We start from the raw sequence: 17,981 nt of genomic DNA, 5'->3' as shown, positions 1-17,981 counted from the left end.
CGTCACGTGCGCGGGCCGCGCTCTTCGCGCGGCTTGGCCTTGCGATCGCGCAGCAATGCGCTGAACACCAGCCCCAGGCCCAGTGCGGTGGCGACCAGGAACAGCACCAGCGCCAGCCATTCATACCGGTTCGCACCGTCGCCGGAACCACGCAGGAGCATTGCCGAGGCCAGGATCAGCGCCGCCACCACCACGCCGGCGGCGATGCGGTTGGCGATCTTCTGCAGGTTCTCCATCAGGCGCGATTCCTGCAGGCCGGTGATGCGCACCTGCATGCGGTTCTCGGCCAGCAGCGAAAGCACCGAGGAGATCTTGCGCGGCGCGTCCAGCACCAGCCCCTGCAGTTCCACCGCTTCCACCGCCAGCGCCTGCATCGAGGTCGAGCGGCGCATCTGCGCGGCGATGATCCTGGGCATGTGGTCTTCGATCACGCGCTGCACGTTGAGCATCGGCGCCAGCATCCGGCACACGCCTTCCAGATGCAGCAGCGTGCGGCCCAGCAGGCTCAGTTCCGGCGGCGTGCGCAGTCCGCAGATCGCACCGATGCGGGTGAGCTCCAGCATCAGGCGGCCTTCGGAATGATCCTGCCGGCCGGCATGGGCCGCATAACGCGCGATGAGCTGACCGGACTCACGCAGGTAACGCTCCTCGTCGAAGTTCTCCAGCCGCGTGCCCAGCGCGATCACTTCGTCCGCGGCGTCGTCACCGCGGCCTTCCACGGCCGAGAACATCAGCTTGAGCAGGCGCGTGCGCTGCCGCGGCGGCACGTGCACCACCATGCCCAGGTCGATGATGGCCAGGCGTCCGTCATCGGTGATGAGCAGGTTGCCCGGATGCGGGTCGGCGTGGATTTCGCCGTGCACGAACATCTGGTCCAGGTAACCGCGCAGCAGCGATTCGCACAGGCGTTCGGCCGATTCCGGCGGCATGCGCAGGCGCACGTTGCCGTCGAGCGGATCCCCGGCGATCAGGTCCATCACCAGCAGGCGCGGGCGCGTCATCGGCCACACGGGGCGGGGGATGACCAGATCGGGATACGAAGACAGATGTTCGGCGAAACGCTCCAGGTTGGCCGCTTCCAGGCAGTAGTCCAACTCGCCAGTGAGGGCCTTGCGGAACTCGTGCACCCAGTCCGAGAACCGCACGCGCTGACCCAGCCCGGTCGTGTGGTCCACACCAGTTGCGATGGAATCCAGCACGGCCAGGTCCTGCCGCACTTCTTCGCCGACGCCCGGGCGCTGCACCTTCACCGCGACGGAGCGGCCGTCGTGCAGGCGCGCGCGATGCACCTGTGCCAGCGACGCCGCGCCCAGCGGCGCACGGTCGAACCATGCGAAGGCCTGGTCGATGGGCTGCTCCAGCGCGGTTTCGACCTGGGTGCGGATAGCGTCCCACTCCACCGGCGTGGCGTGGCTGCGGGTACGCGCCAGTGCGGCCTGGTAGGCCGGTGGCACCAGGTCGGGACGTGTCGAAAGCGCCTGCCCGAGCTTGATGAAGGTCGGGCCCAGCGATTCCAGATCGCTGACGAACTGCTCGGGACGGTTGTCCACGACCTCGACATCGCCGACCGGCGCCGCGGACGAACGCAGGTCCAGGCCAGTGAACACGCCCGTGCTGCGGTAGCGCATCAGGAACCGCAGGATCCGTCCCGTGCGCGCGAGGCTCTGCACCTGCGCGCTCATCGTCGCACCTGGACGCGAAGCCTTACGTCAGCCGGGATGTATCTGATGTCGATTGCCATGTTCCGTTCGGCGGTCTCGGTGTTCTCGGGTTTGCGAAGGCTGGGGTTCACGCGCCGCGAGGCAACTCGTGCACGGATGCGCACGCATGACGCATCCAGCATAGGAATCAGGCGCTAACGTTCCGTGAGCCCCGCGCGCCGGCCGCGTCGCATGTCGCTGGAGCGCTTCCGTGCACGGCTACTTGCCCTGGTTGAGCGACATGCGCTTCTCGGCCCATGCGATGACGGTCAGCACGACCAGCGTCAGCGCGGTGCTGGCTCCGGCCAGCAGGTGATAGCGAAAGCCCACCATCACGCCGATCACCGCGACCATCAGGATCGCGGCGGCCGTGGTGATGCCCACCACCACTTCCGAGCCGCGTCGCCCGAAGATGGTGCCGGCACCGATGAAGGCGACGCCGGCCACCACCGCCTCGACCAGGCGCAGCGGGTCGATGGTCAGCCGGTTGCCGCCGCTGCCATGCAGGCGCGGGTCGTCCACCACCAGCTGGCCGACGCCGATCAGCAGCGCCGCGGCGCCGGCCACCAGCATGTGCGTGCGGAAGCCCGCCGGACGATTCTTCAGTTCGCGCTCGAAGCCGATGACCCCGCCCAGCGCCATCGCGATGGCGGCGTCGCGCAGCACCAGCAACTGGTCCATCCAGTCCATCCGGTCACGGTGGTCGAGCTGGTGTATACACGGCGTTACGACGACGTGGCGATCACACACGCGCGCATCACGAGGTGCTTCCTACCATCCGGCCACGCTGTAGACCCCGGAGAGGAGAGACGAAGTCATGGGCATCATCATCTGGTTGATCGTGGGCGGCATCGTCGGCTGGCTGGCCAGCCTCATCATGCGTCGCGACGCGCAGCAGGGCATCATCCTCAACATCGTCGTCGGCATCATCGGCGCCTTCATCGGCGGCTGGCTGGGCAGCGTGCTCGGCATCGGCGGCGGCGACATCAACGACGGCAACTTCAGCATCAGCGGATTGCTGCTGTCGCTCGTGGGTGCCGTCGTGTTGCTCGCCATCGTGAACCTGTTCACACGCGGCAGGGCGCGCTGACGCCGCATGCGGCACAAGCGGTTCCGCTTCGGCAAGGGATTCCGTGTCGCCTTCGGCGTGCGCAAGGTGCAGGCCGCGGAGATGGTGATCCCGCCGGGTGGCAGCGAGGGCGGTCCCGACAACCGCCATCGCGGTGCCGACCAATGGCTGTACGTGGTGTCTGGCTCCGGTGTGGCCATCGTCGAAGGCCAGCGTCAAACGCTGGCCGCGGGCAGTCTGATGGTGATCGAGCGCGGCGAGCGCCATGAGATCCGCAACACCGGCCGCACACTGCTCAAGACCGTGAACTTCTACTCGCCACCGGCATACGACCAGGACGAGGAAGAACTGCCGGCAGGCAAGGGCTGAGCCGGTTCAAATGCGCTGGCGGACATACCAGTCCGCCAGCGCGGCGGGCAGTTGCCCGCGCACATCTATTCCCACTGAACCAAACGCGTCCAGGACGTTCAGCAGGCGTGCGCGTTGCGACGCCAGTGCAGGCTGGTCCAGATGCGCGGGTTCGCCTTCCAGGCTGTCGAGCCACGCGCTCGCCCAGGCAAACAGTCCTTCGGCCTCGCGCGAGAGCCGCTCGCGCACCCAGGGCCGCAACGGCACGTGCACGCTGTGGCCCAAGGCGGCGAGCCGCTGCACTTCGTCCTGAAGTAGCGGATAGGCTCCTCGGTACCACTCGGTGTGTCCGGCGGCCTCACGCCGCACGGTCAGCGGCGCGACCGCGGAGTGCGCGAGCAGGCGATGGCGCAGCTCGAGTTCCAGCCGGCGCGCATCGCGCACGGTCTCGGTGTCCACCAGCATGGCCCGGTCGAGATCGAAGAATTCGAACCAGCGCGGCTGCAATGCGCGCATGCGCGACAGCGGATCGCGCGAGAAGCCGAGCTTGAGCAGGTCCTCGTACGCGCACGGAAGCACGTACAGGTAGCACGCACCCTCGCTGGGGCCGTGGCGTTGCGGCTCGGACGTTCGCATGAACGGCATGCGCGCATCTTCCCGCATCGGCGTCGCAATGGATGAGTCGACGCGACGTTGATGCACGCGCACCGATGCTTGCGGCATGAAGCAGGCAAGCACGAACGGCGGCTCCGGCAACGGGGATCAACGCAACAACGGCGCCCATGTCGAGTCCGCTGCCGACGGCGGCCTGCTCTACGTGACCGACGAGCAGCCCGGCCTGCGGCGGCGGCGCAGCGGCAAGGGCTTCTGCTACCTCGATCCGGAAGGACAGGTGGTGCGCGATGCGGACACGCTGGCGCGCATCCGTTCGCTGGCGATTCCGCCGGCGTATCGCGATGTCTGGATCTGCCGCCACGCCCGCGGTCACCTGCAGGCGTCGGGCCGCGATGCACGCGGACGCAAGCAGTACCGCTACCACCCGCGCTGGAAGGAAGTGCGCGACGCACGCAAGTTCGACCGCATCGTCGCCTTCGCCGCCGCGTTGCCGCGGCTGCGGCGCGTGCTGCGCCGGGACTTGGCGCGTCCCGGCTTCGGCCGCGAGAAGGTGCTGGCCATCGTCGTGTCGGTACTGGCCGATACGCTGCTGCGCATCGGCAATGCCGAGTACGCGCGCGGCAACCGCTCGTATGGGCTGACCACGCTGCGCAACCATCACGTCGAGTTCCTGCGTGGCGGCCGCGCACACCTGCATTTCCGCGGCAAGGCGGGTCTGGAGCACAACGTCGTGCTTGACAACGCGCGCCTGGCGCGGCTGATGCGCAGCTGCCAGCAGTTGCCGGGGCAGATGCTGTTCCAGTACCTGGACGACGACGGCCAGACCCAGCCGGTCGACTCGGGCATGGTCAACGACTACCTGCGCGAGGCGATGGGCGAGGAATTCACCGCCAAGGATTTCCGCACCTGGGGCGGCACGCTGGTCGCGATCCGCCTGCTGGCCGCGCATGAAGTACCGCGGCACGAGGACGGCGCCGCGCACGTCACGCAGATGACGGCGTTGCGCAACGAGGTGATCAAGCAGGTCGCCGCGACCCTGGGCAACACGCCCGCGGTGTGCCGCAAGTCGTACATCGACCCGCTGGTATTCGAATGCTGGGAGGACGGCCGCCTGCACCGCTGCGTCGCCAACGCCCGCGGCGAACGCCAGTGGGAACTGGCCGCGTTGCGCCTGTTGCGGCGCAGCCACCGCCAGGCGCTGGCAAGCGCGAAGGCCTCGCGCCAGAACGCACGCAAAGAAAAAGGCCGCCTGAGGCGGCCTCGTTCGAAAGATGGTGGAGGTGGGCGGAATTGAACCGCCGTCCGAAGGCACTCCATCCCCGGCACTACATGCTTAGCTCACCGTTGAGTCTCGTCCTCCGACAGCACGGTGCGCGAAGCGCATCGGCGGACCAGCCTGTTTTGGGTTAACCGGAGGCTGACAGGCGGCCGCTCCCGGCGATTCCGTGATAGTGACCCTACGCTGCGAACACGGACACAAGCAGTTTCGGGGCTAGGCCTTAAGCGGCCAGAGCGTAGTTGTCGTCGTTGGCAACTATGAGTTTGCAGCTGGATTTACGAGGAAAGCTACCCCCTCGGCATGCGCCAGGCGATTTCGCAACCCCCGTCGAAGCCAGTGCACCCCCGGGGACAGCTCGCGCTGACCAGACCAGTATAGGGGCGAAGAAGCCTCACACAAGCTCTGCGCAGTGCCCGGTCGGCGCGCGTTCAACTGCTCAGTGCTCGTTTTCCAGAAGCTGCAGCAGCGCCCGGCGCTTCTTGCGCGACAGCTTGCGCACTGCGCCGATCAGGCGCAGTTCCTCGGCGTCCTCGTATTTCCCGGACGGCTCGCGCACGTGCAGGTTCACGCCCTCGAGGGTGCCGCGACCCGTGGCCAGCCATTCGAAGCTGATGCGCTGTTGTACGGCCAGTTGCAGCATGCGTTGCAGCTCGGGCAGGGCCAGGCCGCGCAACCATTTGCGTGCGGTCTCGCGGCTGACGTCGTACTCCTCGGCCAGGCGCCCGATGCGCTCCGAATCTCCGGGAAATCCGGCGTAGTCCAATGCCTGTTGCAGGCGGTCTGCGAAGTCCTTGTGCGGATTTGAGGCGGCCATGTCCCTGAGCTCGTTCGCGACCACCAAACGGAAAGTTGCGGCCACAACTTATTGTTGCGTACGTCGCCTGAGAATAATGCACATTCGAGTTGTTGAAACGTGCTCATGACGGTGGTATTCATGTCGGCATGAACGACGATATGGACATCGTGGCCAACCCGGTCGAGCGATACGTGGCCTGCTTCCAGACGGTCCAGGCGGCCGCCAAGGCAGCAGGAATCAGTGGCGAGATGCTGCGACGGATGCGCAAGCGCGGCTTCGTGACCACGCGCAAACGCGCGTTGATCATGGCTCGCGCGTGCGGATTCAGGGTGGAGGCTACCCAGTTGCTGGCCCTGCCAATGGGGCAGGAAGCGGCTGCCGCGAAGGCGACGGCCATGATCCCGAATTGACCGTGAGCTCCGGCCGGCCCCGGCGTCAGCGCCAGCTGAATGCGACAGATTCTCGGGACGGTATGCTTGGGGCATGAGCCCCGACGACCGCGAAGTCCGCACGCCCGAGCTGGCCGAACTGTCGCCCCGACGAGGCTATCTGCTGGCGCTGATCGTGCTGGTCGGTTCGCTGGTACTGGTGTTCACCGCCTGGCGCGCAGCCCGGGAACGCGAACTGCGCGCGGCGCGGGACGAGTTTGTCAGCAGGACCGCCGAGATCACCGAGCAGCTGCGCCAGGGCATGACCCGCTATGAACTGGTGGCGCGCGGCGGCGTGTCGATGTTCGCCTCCGTGACCCGCCCGCGTCCGTCGCCGATGCAGTGGCAGGGCTATGTCGATGGCATGGACCTGCAGCGCCGTTTTCCGGGCATGGTGGGTCTGGGCTTCGCCGAGTTCGTTCCGGCCACGCGACTGGCCGATCTGCAACTGGAATGGCGCGAAGCCGGCCACGGCCTGCTCGAGATCTGGCCGCGCGGGAAGCGGGCGGACTACGGTCCGATCCTTTACCTGGAGCCGAAGACGCCCGCCAACGTCAGCGCGATCGGGTTCGACATGTTTTCCGAGGATGTGCGCCGTGCGGCCATGACCCATGCCATGGAAAGCGGCAATGCCACGCTCAGCGGTCCGGTACATCTGATCCAGGACGGCTCGCTGCGCAACACGGGGCTGCTGCTGTATCTGCCGGTGTACCGCGGCGGTGCCCGCCCGGGCACCGTCACCTCGCGGCGCGAGGAGATGCAGGGCTGGGTGTACGTGCCGCTGCGGATGGAGGGATTTGTGCGCAATGCGCTGGGCGTAACGCGCAGCGACGCGCACTTCCGCGTGTTCGATGTCTCCGACGGCGAACCGAGATTGTTGTTCGCGACCTATGCGCCGCGCGACCGTCCACCGCCCGCGTTCCGCCATCAGGCCACGCTGGAACTGTACGGACGGTGCTGGCGCGTGGACTACGAATCGGCGCCGCTCGCGGTGGCCGCACCGCGCCTGGAGGGCCTGCAGAACCTGCTGGCACTCGGATTGTTCTCGTCGTTGCTGCTGTACGCCATCGCCTGGATGCTGGCACGCACCGAAGCGCAGGCGTATCGCATCGCCGTGCGCATGACCGAGGACTACCGTCGCAGCGAGCAGCGCTTCCGCAGCGCGATGCGTTACTCGGCCATCGGCAAGGCCCTGCTGGACAGCGAGGGCCATATCGTCGAAGCCAATCCCGCCTTGTCGACCATCGTAGGCATGACGCCGGAAGCACTGGTGGGCATGCGCTTCGATGCGTTGTTCGAGAGCGACGAGCCGGAACTCATCGCCCATCCCAGCGGCAAGACGGACGCGCAGGGCGTGCATCGCGCGACCAGGCGGCTGCATCGCGAAGGCGGCGAGCCACGCCAGGCGCAGCTCACCTACGCGCCGGTGCCGGGCAACATCGGCCAGGACATCGCCGGGCTGGTGCAGGTCGAGGACGTCACCGAGCGCCTGCGCGCGGAGGCTCGCGTGCACGCGCTCAACCGCACGCTGGAGGCGCGCGTGGCGCTGCGTACGCGCGAATTGAGCCAGGCCAACCAGGAGCTGGAGGCCTTCGCCTACAGCGTCTCGCACGACCTGCGCGCACCGCTGCGCGCGATCGACGGCTTCAGCCGGATCCTGATCGAACGCCATTCCGCGGGCATGGACGACACCGGGCGCGCTTACCTGGTGCGCGTCCGTCGGGCGGCTGCACGCATGGGCGAACTCATCGACGCGCTGCTCAAGATGTCGCGCGTAAGCCGCGGCGAACTGCGGCTGGAGCGCGTGGACCTGAGCCGCATCGCCACGGAAGTGGTGGAAGAACTGCGCGTGGCGGGAGGCGGCAAGCGCAGCGTCGACGTGCAGATCCAGCCGGACCTGTTCGTGATCGGCGACGCGACGCTGCTGCGTAACCTGCTCGGCAACCTGCTGGGCAATGCGTGGAAGTTCACCCGCGATCGCGAGGACGCGCGCATCGAATTCGGTTCGGTGGCGACCGATCACGGCACGGAATACTTCGTGCGCGACAACGGCGCGGGCTTCTCGCAGGAGTACGTGGACAAGCTGTTCCGCCCGTTCCAGCGCCTGCACCACAACGACGATTTCGCCGGCCACGGCATCGGCCTGGCCTCGGTAAAGCGCATCGTCGAGCGCCATGGCGGCAGCATCCGCGCGGAAGGCGAAGTGGGGAAGGGCGCCACGTTCTGGTTCACGCTGCCACGCGAGAAGCTGTCCGACTGAGCGGCACGGCCAATGAAGGGACAGGCAACGTGCGCGAGGATGCCTGCGTCAACCTCATTGCCGTGACCACCGGCGCGGGTCGTCTTTCGCCGGAATGCGTCCATCCTCCGCAAGATAGGGATGGACCGCTGCCAGCCCCCTAGTTGGGGGCGATTCGCGCCGCAGGCGCGAATGGGGAGATGGAAAGTGCACTGTTCGCGGCCCGTGGGTTGCTGTGCAAACCACGGGGTTCCCGGACCGGTCCGGGAACAACCAGGCGCAGCCTGGTTCAAGCGTCCTTGTTGTGCCGCCGCAGCAATCGCTGCTTCTCGCGCTGCCAGTCGCGTTCCTTGCTGGCCTCGCGCTTGTCGTGCGCCTGCTTGCCCTTGGCCAGCGCCACTTCCGCCTTGACCTTGTTGCCCTTCCAGTACAGCGCGGTGGGCACCACGGTATAGCCGTCGCGCTGGACGCGGCCGATCAGGTTGTCGATCTCGTGCCGGTGCAGCAGCAGCTTGCGGGTGCGGCGCTCCTCGGCGACCACGTGGGTGGAGGCGGAGATCAGCGGCGTGATCTGCGCGCCGAACAGGAACATCTCGCCGTCGCGCACGACGGCGTAAGCCTCGCCGATGTTGGCGCGGCCGGCGCGGATCGCCTTCAGTTCCCAGCCCTGCAAGGCCAGGCCGGCTTCGAACTTCTCCTCAAGGTGGTACTCGTGGCGGGCGCGCTTGTTCAGCGCGATGGTGCCGCCAGCGCTGCCCTTTCCCTTATCCTTGCCGGTCTTCTTGTTGGAATTCTTGGACATCGCTCCATTGTCCCCGAAAGCGGGGGCAGGGCGATACCGCCCCTGGAACGCCGTCCCGCATGCAGACCATCCGTCGCTCCGCCCTGGTCGAACACTCCGCTGCGCGCATGTTCGCGCTGGTCAACGACGTGGCCGCCTATCCGCGGCGCTTCAGCTGGTGCGAATCGGCGACGGTGCTGGAACAGGAGGACGGGCGCCTGGTCGCGCGGCTGGACATCGGTTTTGGCGCACTGCGCACTTGGTTCACCACCGAGAACACCACCAGCGCGCCGCACCACATCGACCTGAAGCTGGTCGAGGGGCCGTTCCAGAGCCTGGGCGGCCGCTGGGAGTTCCATGCGCTCGACGAATCGGCCTGCAAGGTCACGCTGACGTTGAGCTTCGAGCCGAAGGTGAAGCTGCTTGGGCCGGCGATGGCCGTGGGCTTCCAGGGGCTGGCCGATCGCATGGTCGACGACTTCGTCCGTGTGGCCGATCGCGGGGACGAGGCGTGAAAGTGCAGGTCGTCCGCGCCTGGCCGCGGCGATTCGATGCGGTCGAGGTGGAACTGCCCGAAGGCGCCACGATTGCCGCCGCGGTGACCGCAGCGGGACTCGCGGGTGACGCGGAAATCGTCGGTCATGCCGTGTTCGGCGTGCGTGCCACGCTGGAAACCGTATTGCGCGATGGCGACCGCGTCGAACTGCTGCGGCCGCTGCTCGCCGACCCCAAGGAATCGCGGCGGCGCCGTGCCGAGTCGAAGCTGGCGCAGGGCAGGGGTCCGCAAAAGCAGAAAACCCGGCCGTAGCCGGGTTTTCAAACAGGACCGCGAAGGGATCAACGTCCGCGACGCTTGTCCTTTTCCTTCGGCAGGTTGCGGCCGAACTGCTTGACCGTCTGGCGTGCCAGCTGCTCGTCCTGCTCGGGGAAGTAGTCGCCTTCCCACTTCACCAGCGAGTCGTTCTCGAACCACAGCGTCAGGTTCTTCTTCTCGGTGGTGCCGCGCCGGTTGGTGCGCTGCGTGGCCGCGTAGTCCCAGCGGTCGTGGTGGAACGGATCCTCGATGGACGGCGAACCCAGCAGCAGCTGGACCTGCTGCTTGCTCATGCCGGTCTGCAGCTGGTCGACGTTGGCCTTCTCGAGCAGGTTGCCCTGGTAGATGGGCTGCTTGTAGAGGATGCCGCAGCCGCTGGTGACCATGGCGATGGAAAGGACCAGCAGGAGCTTGTGCATCGTGGGCTTGGGCATCGGGATCTGCGACAGGCGGATAACGCGGCGATGATACACTGAAGGGCGCATCCACCAAGCGCTGGCGCGGCCCCCGGCGGCCGCGTTCATCCGACGTTGCGGCGCTGCCGCACCGACGCGGATCAGAGTCAATGAGGGACACCATGGAATCGCAAGACCTCCGCAACGCCGGGCTCAAGGTCACCCATCCGCGCCTGCGGATCCTTGAGCTGCTGGAGCAGTCCAAGCCGCGCCACATGACGGCCGAAGACATCTATCGCAGCCTGCTGGAGCAGGGCGAGGACATCGGCCTGGCCACCGTGTACCGCGTGCTGACCCAGTTCGAAGCCGCCGGCCTGGTGCTCAAGCACAACTTCGAGGCTGGCCAATCGGTCTACGAACTGGACCGTGGGCATCACCACGACCACATGGTCGACATCGAGAACGGCAAGATCATCGAGTTCGAAAGCGCCGAGATCGAGGAACTGCAGCGCAAGATCGCCGCCAGGCACGGTTACGAGATCGAGGAGCACTCGCTGGTGTTGTACGTGCGCAAGAAGCGTTGACGCCGCGATTCGGGATCACGGATTCGCGATCCGGCCGGCAGAACCCGGCCCAGCAAGAAAGCCCGCCATTGGCGGGCTTTTTTGTTGTTTCCGAGTCGCGTCAGACCACGTCCGCCAGCAGCCGCTTCGCCGCCGCGCGCGCCTCGCGGGTCAGCTCGACGCCACCCAGCATGCGGGCCAGTTCTTCCTCGCGTTCCCTGGCCTTGAGCAGCGTCACCGCGCTCTGGGTCACGCCTTCGCTGGCCGCCTTGCTGACGCGGTAGTGCGCGTGGCCCTGTGCGGCCACCTGCGGCAGATGGGTCACGCACAGCACCTGGCGGCTGGCGCCGAGCGCGCGCAGCTTCTGCCCGACGATGTCCGCGACCGCACCGCCGATGCCGGTGTCGACCTCGTCGAACACCATCGTCGGTACCGCGTCCAGGCCCAACGCCGCCACTTCGATGGCCAGCGAGATGCGCGACAGTTCGCCGCCGGAAGCCACCTTGCGCAGCGCACGCGCGGGCTGGCCCGGGTTGGCCGCGACCATGAATTCCACGCGTTCGCCGCCCTGCGGGTCGGGGCGGTCGCCCTCCACGGGCTCCAGCTGGACGTCGAAGCGGCCACCGCCCATGCCCAGTTCGGAAATCAGCGCGGTGGTGCTGTCGGCCAGGCGGCGCGCGGCCTCGCGGCGGCGCTGGCCCAGCACGTCGGCGGCAGCGCGCCAGTCCCTGCGTGCAGCGTCGATCTCGGCATCCAGATGCACCAGGCGTTCGCCGGCGCCGCGCAGGGTTTCCAGCTCCGCGGCGATGCCGTCGCGATGACCCGCCAACTGGTCTGGCGTGACGCGGTGCTTGCGCGCGAGTTCGTGCAGGCGGCCCAGGCGCTGTTCGATGGCTTCGAACGCGGATGGATCCAGATCCAGATCGCTGCGCACGCGGTCGAGAAGGGCCAGTGCCTCGTCCACCTGGATCGCAGCGGCGTCCAGCATGGCGTCGACTTCGCTCAGGCGCGGCTCGTGCTCGGCCACGCGCTGCAGGTCGGAACGCACGTGCTGCAGGCTGCGCGAGAGCGAAGGACCTTCCTCGCCGCCCAGTTGCGCGAAGGCGCCGTCGCAGGCGGCGATCAGGCCGGCCGCGTGCGCGTGCCGACGATGGTCGGCCTGCAGCCGGGCGATGGCTTCGGGCTCCAGTTCCTCGCGGTCTAGTTCGGCGTGCTGGTGCTGGAGCCACTCGATGCGGTCGGAGACGTCGCCGCGCGCCGACAGGGCGTCGCGTTCGGCGAGCAGTGCGCTCCAGCGAGCCGCGGCGGCCTCGACCGCGCGGCGTTCGCTGTCGGTGCGGCCGAAGGCGTCCAGCAGTGCCAGCTGGCTGGGGCGCGACATCAGCGCCTGATGTTCGTGCTGCCCATGGATCTCCACCAGCAGCCCGGCGAGTTCGCCCAGCTGGCCCAGCGTGACCGGCCGGCCGTTGACCCAGGCGCGCGAGCCGCCGTCGGCCCGGATCACGCGGCGGATCTGGCAGGCGTCGTCCTCGTCGAGCTCGTTTTCGCGCAGCCATTCGCTGGCCTTGGGAACGTCGCCGAGGGCGAATTCGGCGACCAGTTCGGCGCGATCGGCGCCGTGGCGGACCACGCCGCTGTCGGCGCGCAGGCCGGACAGCAGGCCCAGGGCGTCGACCAGCAGCGACTTGCCGGCGCCGGTTTCGCCGGAGATCACGGTCAGGCCGGGGCCGAAGGCCAGTTCGGCTTCGGTGACGACGGCGAATTGCTTGAGCGAAAGGTGGACGAGCATGGAGCGCGATTTTGCCCTGTGTGGGGTGCGCGTGATAGCGGGCGGCCGTCTCACCGGAAGCGAATAGCCGATCCGGGTTGCGCGACCGTGACGGCTTGCGTGAGACGCGGTGGCCGTCAAATATCCCGGCATGAGCCGCAAACCCGCTGATCCCTCCCTCGACCCGCGCGCCCGGCAGCTGCTGCGCACGCTGATCGGCCATTACATCCGCAGCGGCGAGCCGGTCGGCTCCCAGACCCTGGCGCGGCATTCGGGGCTGGACATCAGTCCGGCGACGGTCCGCAACATCCTGGCCGACCTGGAAGACGTGGGCTTGCTCAGCGCGCCGCACCATTCGGCGGGTCGCGTGCCGACCGCGCAGGGCTACCGCCTGTTCGTGGACTCGCTGCTGCAGGTGCGTCCGCTGCCGGACACCGACGTGGCGCGCCTGCGCGGCGAGCTGCCGGTCGGCACCGGCACGCAGGCGCTGCTGGGCAGCGCGTCGGAGCTGCTCTCGGCGATGACCCATTTCGTCGGCGTGGTCAGCGTGCCCAGGCGCGAGCAGTTCGCGTTCCGGCGCATCGAGTTCGTGCCGCTGGACGGTCCGCGCGTGCTGGCGATCCTGGTCTTCGCCGACAACGAGGTGCAGAACCGCATGGTCCAGACCCGTCGTCCGTTCGACGCGGGCGAGCTGGAGCGCGTGGCCAACTACCTCAATGCCCATTTCGCCGGCCGCACCATCGCCGACATCCGCGGCACGCTGCTGCGCGAGTTGCGCAGCGCACAGGACGAAATGCAGGTGCTGCTGACCCAGTCGGTGGAACTGGCCGAGCAGGCGCTCGCGCCCGGCGGCGACGACATGGTGCTGGCCGGCCAGACCCGGCTGATGGGCGTGCAGGAACTGGCCGACCTGGACCGCCTGCGCGAACTGTTCGACGCCTTTGCCCGCAAGCGCGAGATCCTGCAACTGCTCGAACGCACCGTGCAGGCGCCGGGCGTGCGCATCTTCATCGGCGAGGAGACCGGGCTGGCACCCCTGGAAGGCATGTCGCTGGTAACCGCCCCCTACGCCAGCGGAGCGGGCCAGGTGCTGGGCGTGCTCGGGGTCATCGGCCCCAGCCGCATGGCCTACGACCGCGTGATCCCGGTCGTGCAGGCCGCCGCTGACGCGCTGGGCGCGGCATTGCAGCCGGAAACCTGACCCGGCCTGGGCCCACCTGACCGGCACGCGGGCCGCGATTCGTCTTGAAAGCCTGCAGGCCGGCCCCATTGCTGGCCTGACGCGCCGCCGAGCGCGGCTTTTCGCATGTTTGAGCGCCCATGGCGCAGGGATGGAGCAACCGCATGACTTCCAGCATCACTTCCGGCGAACCCAACGAGACCACGCAGGCTCCCGTCGACGAGTCCGGCGCGGACCTGTCCGCACAGCTCGAGGCGGCCCGCGCCGAGGCCGCGCAGCTTCGCGAGGACTCGCTGCGCGAGCGCGCCGATCTGGAGAACCAGCGCCGACGCATGGCGCGCGAGGTTGAGATGGCGCGCAAGTTCGCCAACGAGCGCCTGCTCGGCGAACTGCTCCCCGTCATCGACAGCCTCGAAGCGGGCCTGTCGGTGCAGGCCGATACCGCTCAGCACCTGCGCGAAGGCATGGAACTGACGCTGCGCCAGCTGCTGAAGGTGGCATCGGACAACGGCCTGGTCGCGGTCGATCCGGTCGGCCAGCCGTTCGATCCGGAGAAGCACCAGGCCATGAGCATGGTCGAGGCCGCGGGCCACGCGCCCGGCGACGTGGTGCAGGTCTACCAGAAGGGCTGGCTGCTGAACGAGCGTCTCCTGCGTCCGGCGCTGGTCGTCGTCGCCCGGCACGACTGAGCGGAAGGCACCGATCCGGCGGCGCCCGCCCTTGAAGGGCAGGGCCAAACCCCCAGATAGCGGACATCGGCGGTGCGTTACCGCCCCAGCATTCAAAGCATTCGAGAGGGAGCAATCACCATGGGCAAGATCATCGGTATCGATCTCGGCACGACCAATTCGTGCGTGGCGATCATGGAAGGCGGCAAGGCGCGCGTCATCGAAAACGCCGAAGGCGACCGCACCACCCCGTCCATCGTCGCCTTCACCAAGGACGGCGAAGTCCTGGTCGGCGCCTCGGCCAAGCGCCAGGCCGTGACCAATCCGAAGAACACCTTCTTCGCCGTCAAGCGCCTCATCGGTCGCAAGTTCACCGACGCTGAAGTGCAGAAGGACATCGGCCTCGTCCCGTACAAGATCACGCAGCATGAAAACGGCGACGCGTGGGTCGAGACCTCCGAGGGCCGCAAGATGGCCCCGCAGCAGATTTCGGCCGAAGTGCTGGCCAAGATGAAGAAGACCGCCGAGGCCTACCTGGGCGAGACGGTGACCGAGGCCGTCATCACCGTGCCGGCGTACTTCAACGACAGCCAGCGCCAGGCGACCAAGGACGCGGGCAAGATCGCGGGTCTGGACGTCAAGCGCATCATCAACGAGCCCACCGCGGCCGCGCTGGCCTACGGCATGGACAAGAAGGGCGGCGATCGCAAGGTCGCGGTCTACGACCTCGGCGGCGGCACGTTCGACGTGTCGATCATCGAGATCGCCTCGGTCGACGGCGAGATGCAGGTCGAAGTGCTTTCGACCAACGGCGACACCTTCCTGGGTGGCGAGGACTTCGACAAGCGTGTCATCGACTACCTCGTCGAGGAGTTCCAGAAGGACCAGGGCATCGACCTGCGCAAGGACCCGCTGGCCCTGCAGCGCCTGAAAGACGCCGCCGAGCGCGCCAAGATCGAGCTGTCCAGCGCCCAGCAGACCGAAGTGAACCTGCCGTACGTGACGGCCGATGCCTCGGGCCCGAAGCACCTCAACATCAAGCTGACCCGCGCCAAGCTGGAAGCGCTGGTGGACGACCTGGTCAAGCGCACGATCGAACCGTGCCGCATCGCGCTGAACGACGCCGGCCTGCGTGCCAGCGAGATCAGCGAGGTGATCCTGGTCGGCGGCCAGACCCGCATGCCGAAGGTGCAGTCGGCCGTGGCCGAGTTCTTTGGCAAGGAGCCGCGCAAGGACGTCAACCCGGACGAAGCCGTCGCCGTGGGCGCGGCCATCCAGGGTGGCGTGCTGCAGGGCGACGTCAAGGACGTGCTGCTGCTGGACGTCACCCCGCTGTCGCTGGGCATCGAGACCCTGGGCGGCGTGATGACCAAGATCATCGAGAAGAACACCACCATCCCGACCAAGGCCTCGCAGGTGTTCTCCACGGCCGAGGACAATCAGTCGGCCGTTACCGTGCACGTGCTGCAGGGTGAGCGCGAGCAGGCCCGCTACAACAAGTCGCTGGCCCGCTTCGACCTGACCGGCATCGAGGCCGCACCGCGCGGCATGCCGCAGGTGGAGGTGTCGTTCGACATCGACGCCAACGGCATCCTGCACGTGTCGGCCAAGGACAAGAAGACCGGCAAGGAGCAGAAGGTCGAGATCAAGGCCGGTTCGGGCCTGTCCGAGGACGAGATCGCCAAGATGGTGGCCGACGCCGAAGCCCACCGCGAGGAAGACCAGAAGTTCCACGAGTTGGTGCAAGCCCGCAACCACGCGGACGCGCTGATCCACACCGCGCGCAGCGCCATCAAGGACAACGGCGACAAGGTGCCGGGCGACGTGATCGGCCGCACCGAAGGCGCCATCGCCGAACTGGAAACGGCCATGAAGGGCGACGACAAGGCGCAGATCGAGGCCAAGTCGAAGGCGCTGGAAGAGGCCGCGCAGTCGCTGTTCGCGGCCGCTGCTTCGGCCGGCCAGCCGGGCGGCCCGGACGCCGGCGCAGGTCCCTCGGGCGGCGCCAAGTCCGACGACGTGGTCGACGCCGAGTTCACCGAAGTCAAGGACGACAAGAAGTAAGACGGGAATAGGGAACCGGGAATTGGGAATCGTGAGGGCAGCCTGCTTTCACCGTCCCAATTCCCGTTCTTGTGTCCGTAGGCCGGAAGGCCGCTCCAAACGATTTCCCATTCCCAACTCCCGATTTCCGGCTCCATGAGCAAACGCGACTACTACGAAGTGCTGGGCGTGGCCCGCGATGCCTCCGACGAGGACCTGAAGAAGGCCTATCGCCGCTGCGCGATGAAGTACCACCCGGACCGCAATCCGGGCGATGCAGCCGCCGAGGCGTCGTTCAAGGAGTGCAAGGAAGCGTACGAAGTGCTGTCCGATGCCAGCCGGCGTCGCGCTTACGACCAGCACGGCCACGCCGCGTTCGAACACGGCATGGGCGGTGGCGGTGGCGCGGGTTACGCCGACATGGGCGACATCTTCGGCGACATCTTCGGGAACATCTTCGGCGGTGGTGCCGCGCGCGGTCCGCGTCGCGGCGCCGACATCGGCTACGTGATGGAGCTGTCGCTGGAGGAAGCGGTCGGCGGGGTCGAGAAGACCATCGAGATCCCCACGCTCGACGAATGCACCACCTGTGTCGGCACCGGTTCGGCCGACGGCAAGCTGGAGACATGCGCGACCTGCCACGGCCGGGGCCAGGTGCGTTTCCAGCGCGGCATCTTCTCGATGCAGCAGGCATGCCCGCATTGCGCCGGTCGCGGCAAGATCGTCAGCAATCCGTGCGCGGACTGCGACGGCCAAGGCCGGGTCGAGCGCACGAAGACGCTGCAGGTGAAGATTCCCGCCGGGGTCGACAACGGCGACCGAATCCGCCTGGCGGGCGAGGGCGAGGCCGGTCCTGCCGGTTCGCCACCGGGCGATCTGTACGTCGACGTGCGCGTGCGCGAACACGAGATCTTCCAGCGCGACGGCGACGACCTGCATTGCGAAGTGCCGATCCGCATCTCGCAGGCGGCGCTGGGCGACACCGTCCGCGTGCCCACGCTGGGCGGCGAGGCCGAGCTGCGCATCCCGGCCGAGACGCAGACGGGCAGGCTGTTCCGCCTGCGCGACCTGGGCGTCAAGTCGGTGCGCAGCCGCAAGCCGGGCGACCTGTACTGCCGCGTCGTCGTCGAAACGCCGGTCAACCTGACCAACGAACAACGCGAGTTGCTGGAGAAGTTCGAATCCACCTTCGTCGGCGAAAACGCACGACGCCACTCGCCCAAGTCGTCCACCTTCATGGATGGCGTCAAGGGGTTCTGGGACCGGATGACGTCCTGAGGCGTCGCTTGGCGTCG

At 67.7% G+C, this 17,981-nt stretch carries 19 protein-coding genes and 1 other RNA gene; 12 read left to right on the top strand and 8 right to left on the bottom strand.

The window, feature by feature from the left end; all coding sequences use genetic code 11:
* Positions 1-2: 2 nt before the first annotated feature.
* Together VFE83_RS11110 and VFE83_RS11105 are read right to left on the bottom strand one after the other, a co-directional pair.
* Complete coding sequence (locus VFE83_RS11110) at positions 3-1,682, bottom strand: ABC1 kinase family protein (protein WP_324906065.1); 1,680 nt, start codon at positions 1,680-1,682, stop codon at positions 3-5.
* A 237-nt stretch (positions 1,683-1,919) separates the two neighbouring features.
* Positions 1,920-2,381, bottom strand: a complete 462-nt coding sequence (locus VFE83_RS11105) for an MgtC/SapB family protein (RefSeq protein ID WP_324906063.1) — start codon at positions 2,379-2,381, stop codon at positions 1,920-1,922.
* Positions 2,382-2,517: 136 nt separating this feature from the next.
* Between VFE83_RS11105 and VFE83_RS11100 the strand changes: the two genes are divergently transcribed.
* Positions 2,518-2,790 (top strand): GlsB/YeaQ/YmgE family stress response membrane protein, encoded by a 273-nt coding sequence (locus tag VFE83_RS11100; RefSeq protein ID WP_324906061.1) that lies wholly within the window; start codon positions 2,518-2,520, stop codon positions 2,788-2,790.
* 6 nt (positions 2,791-2,796) lie between these two features.
* Positions 2,797-3,138, top strand: coding sequence for a cupin domain-containing protein (locus VFE83_RS11095; protein WP_324906059.1), 342 nt, complete (start codon positions 2,797-2,799; stop codon positions 3,136-3,138).
* 6 nt (positions 3,139-3,144) lie between these two features.
* Here VFE83_RS11095 and VFE83_RS11090 read toward each other — a convergent pair whose 3' ends face one another.
* Positions 3,145-3,762 carry a GIY-YIG nuclease family protein gene (locus tag VFE83_RS11090; protein WP_324906057.1) on the bottom strand — a complete coding sequence of 206 codons (618 nt, stop codon included), beginning with the start codon at positions 3,760-3,762 and terminating at the stop codon, positions 3,145-3,147.
* Between the two features lie 76 nt (positions 3,763-3,838).
* Here VFE83_RS11090 and VFE83_RS11085 point away from each other — a divergent pair, with 76 nt between their 5' ends.
* Positions 3,839-5,026, top strand: coding sequence for a DNA topoisomerase IB (locus VFE83_RS11085; protein ID WP_324906055.1), 1,188 nt, complete (start codon positions 3,839-3,841; stop codon positions 5,024-5,026).
* Here the strand turns inward: VFE83_RS11085 and ssrA are convergent.
* Both ssrA and VFE83_RS11075 read right to left on the bottom strand, forming a co-directional pair.
* Positions 5,005-5,357, bottom strand: a transfer-messenger RNA (tmRNA) gene (gene ssrA, locus VFE83_RS11080). The genes VFE83_RS11085 and ssrA overlap by 22 nt on opposite strands.
* Positions 5,358-5,447: 90 nt before the next feature.
* The gene (locus VFE83_RS11075) at positions 5,448-5,825 is read right to left on the bottom strand and encodes a DNA-binding protein (RefSeq protein WP_324906053.1); all 378 of its coding nucleotides are present in this window, start codon (positions 5,823-5,825) and stop codon (positions 5,448-5,450) included.
* Positions 5,826-5,953: 128 nt separating this feature from the next.
* Between VFE83_RS11075 and VFE83_RS11070 the strand changes: the two genes are divergently transcribed.
* The gene (locus VFE83_RS11070) at positions 5,954-6,217 is read left to right on the top strand and encodes a hypothetical protein (protein WP_324906051.1); all 264 of its coding nucleotides are present in this window, start codon (positions 5,954-5,956) and stop codon (positions 6,215-6,217) included.
* A gap of 73 nt (positions 6,218-6,290) precedes the next feature.
* Positions 6,291-8,495 carry a CHASE domain-containing protein gene (locus VFE83_RS11065; protein ID WP_324906049.1) on the top strand — a complete coding sequence of 735 codons (2,205 nt, stop codon included), beginning with the start codon at positions 6,291-6,293 and terminating at the stop codon, positions 8,493-8,495.
* Between the two features lie 268 nt (positions 8,496-8,763).
* On the opposite strand, the gene smpB is transcribed toward VFE83_RS11065, so the two are convergent.
* Entirely contained in the window at positions 8,764-9,276 is a 513-nt protein-coding gene (gene smpB / locus VFE83_RS11060) for an SsrA-binding protein SmpB (RefSeq protein ID WP_324906047.1), read from the bottom strand.
* 59 nt (positions 9,277-9,335) lie between these two features.
* Here smpB and VFE83_RS11055 point away from each other — a divergent pair, with 59 nt between their 5' ends.
* Both VFE83_RS11055 and VFE83_RS11050 read left to right on the top strand, forming a co-directional pair.
* Entirely contained in the window at positions 9,336-9,770 is a 435-nt protein-coding gene (locus VFE83_RS11055) for a type II toxin-antitoxin system RatA family toxin (RefSeq protein WP_324906045.1), read from the top strand.
* Positions 9,767-10,063: an RnfH family protein gene (locus VFE83_RS11050; protein WP_324906043.1), complete on the top strand. Its 297-nt coding sequence runs from the start codon at positions 9,767-9,769 to the stop codon at positions 10,061-10,063. The genes VFE83_RS11055 and VFE83_RS11050 overlap by 4 nt, the downstream gene beginning before the upstream one ends.
* A gap of 29 nt (positions 10,064-10,092) precedes the next feature.
* Here VFE83_RS11050 and VFE83_RS11045 read toward each other — a convergent pair whose 3' ends face one another.
* Complete coding sequence (locus VFE83_RS11045; RefSeq protein WP_324906412.1) at positions 10,093-10,488, bottom strand: outer membrane protein assembly factor BamE; 396 nt, start codon at positions 10,486-10,488, stop codon at positions 10,093-10,095.
* A gap of 158 nt (positions 10,489-10,646) precedes the next feature.
* Between VFE83_RS11045 and fur the strand changes: the two genes are divergently transcribed.
* The gene (gene fur / locus VFE83_RS11040) at positions 10,647-11,048 is read left to right on the top strand and encodes a ferric iron uptake transcriptional regulator (protein ID WP_324906041.1); all 402 of its coding nucleotides are present in this window, start codon (positions 10,647-10,649) and stop codon (positions 11,046-11,048) included.
* A 100-nt stretch (positions 11,049-11,148) separates the two neighbouring features.
* On the opposite strand, the gene recN is transcribed toward fur, so the two are convergent.
* Positions 11,149-12,816, bottom strand: coding sequence for a DNA repair protein RecN (gene recN, locus VFE83_RS11035; RefSeq protein WP_324906039.1), 1,668 nt, complete (start codon positions 12,814-12,816; stop codon positions 11,149-11,151).
* Between the two features lie 130 nt (positions 12,817-12,946).
* On the opposite strand from recN, the gene hrcA reads away from it, so the two are divergent.
* The 4 genes from hrcA (at position 12,947) to dnaJ (ending at position 17,964) form a co-directional block, all read left to right on the top strand.
* Positions 12,947-13,996 carry a heat-inducible transcriptional repressor HrcA gene (hrcA, locus tag VFE83_RS11030; protein ID WP_324906037.1) on the top strand — a complete coding sequence of 350 codons (1,050 nt, stop codon included), beginning with the start codon at positions 12,947-12,949 and terminating at the stop codon, positions 13,994-13,996.
* Positions 13,997-14,139: 143 nt separating this feature from the next.
* On the top strand, positions 14,140-14,664 hold the full coding sequence (gene grpE / locus VFE83_RS11025; protein WP_414674729.1) for a nucleotide exchange factor GrpE: 525 nt from the start codon (positions 14,140-14,142) through the stop codon (positions 14,662-14,664).
* Positions 14,665-14,784: 120 nt separating this feature from the next.
* Positions 14,785-16,707, top strand: a complete 1,923-nt coding sequence (gene dnaK, locus VFE83_RS11020; RefSeq protein WP_324906033.1) for a molecular chaperone DnaK — start codon at positions 14,785-14,787, stop codon at positions 16,705-16,707.
* 135 nt (positions 16,708-16,842) lie between these two features.
* Complete coding sequence (gene dnaJ / locus VFE83_RS11015) at positions 16,843-17,964, top strand: molecular chaperone DnaJ (RefSeq protein ID WP_324906031.1); 1,122 nt, start codon at positions 16,843-16,845, stop codon at positions 17,962-17,964.
* Positions 17,965-17,981 lie beyond the last annotated feature (17 nt).

Origin of the sequence: Lysobacter sp. (genome assembly GCF_035655815.1) — a bacterium.
Lineage (GTDB): Bacteria > Pseudomonadota > Gammaproteobacteria > Xanthomonadales > Xanthomonadaceae > Lysobacter_J.
The sequence above is the reverse complement of the archived record's forward strand: the minus strand, read 5'-3'. Positions and strand labels throughout refer to the sequence as shown.

Excerpts from the sequence above, each read along its gene's own strand:
- VFE83_RS11110 (WP_324906065.1), bottom strand. The coding sequence starts at position 1,682 with ATGAGCGCGCAGGTGCAGAGCCTCGCGCGCACGGGACGGATCCTGCGG.
- VFE83_RS11105 (WP_324906063.1), bottom strand. The coding sequence starts at position 2,381 with ATGGACCAGTTGCTGGTGCTGCGCGACGCCGCCATCGCGATGGCGCTG.
- VFE83_RS11100 (WP_324906061.1), top strand. The coding sequence starts at position 2,518 with ATGGGCATCATCATCTGGTTGATCGTGGGCGGCATCGTCGGCTGGCTG.
- VFE83_RS11095 (WP_324906059.1), top strand. The coding sequence starts at position 2,797 with ATGCGGCACAAGCGGTTCCGCTTCGGCAAGGGATTCCGTGTCGCCTTC.
- VFE83_RS11090 (WP_324906057.1), bottom strand. The coding sequence starts at position 3,762 with ATGCCGTTCATGCGAACGTCCGAGCCGCAACGCCACGGCCCCAGCGAG.
- VFE83_RS11085 (WP_324906055.1), top strand. The coding sequence starts at position 3,839 with ATGAAGCAGGCAAGCACGAACGGCGGCTCCGGCAACGGGGATCAACGC.
- VFE83_RS11075 (WP_324906053.1), bottom strand. The coding sequence starts at position 5,825 with ATGGCCGCCTCAAATCCGCACAAGGACTTCGCAGACCGCCTGCAACAG.
- VFE83_RS11070 (WP_324906051.1), top strand. The coding sequence starts at position 5,954 with ATGAACGACGATATGGACATCGTGGCCAACCCGGTCGAGCGATACGTG.
- VFE83_RS11065 (WP_324906049.1), top strand. The coding sequence starts at position 6,291 with ATGAGCCCCGACGACCGCGAAGTCCGCACGCCCGAGCTGGCCGAACTG.
- smpB (WP_324906047.1), bottom strand. The coding sequence starts at position 9,276 with ATGTCCAAGAATTCCAACAAGAAGACCGGCAAGGATAAGGGAAAGGGC.
- VFE83_RS11055 (WP_324906045.1), top strand. The coding sequence starts at position 9,336 with ATGCAGACCATCCGTCGCTCCGCCCTGGTCGAACACTCCGCTGCGCGC.
- VFE83_RS11045 (WP_324906412.1), bottom strand. The coding sequence starts at position 10,488 with ATGCACAAGCTCCTGCTGGTCCTTTCCATCGCCATGGTCACCAGCGGC.
- fur (WP_324906041.1), top strand. The coding sequence starts at position 10,647 with ATGGAATCGCAAGACCTCCGCAACGCCGGGCTCAAGGTCACCCATCCG.
- recN (WP_324906039.1), bottom strand. The coding sequence starts at position 12,816 with ATGCTCGTCCACCTTTCGCTCAAGCAATTCGCCGTCGTCACCGAAGCC.
- hrcA (WP_324906037.1), top strand. The coding sequence starts at position 12,947 with ATGAGCCGCAAACCCGCTGATCCCTCCCTCGACCCGCGCGCCCGGCAG.
- grpE (WP_414674729.1), top strand. The coding sequence starts at position 14,140 with ATGACTTCCAGCATCACTTCCGGCGAACCCAACGAGACCACGCAGGCT.
- dnaK (WP_324906033.1), top strand. The coding sequence starts at position 14,785 with ATGGGCAAGATCATCGGTATCGATCTCGGCACGACCAATTCGTGCGTG.
- dnaJ (WP_324906031.1), top strand. The coding sequence starts at position 16,843 with ATGAGCAAACGCGACTACTACGAAGTGCTGGGCGTGGCCCGCGATGCC.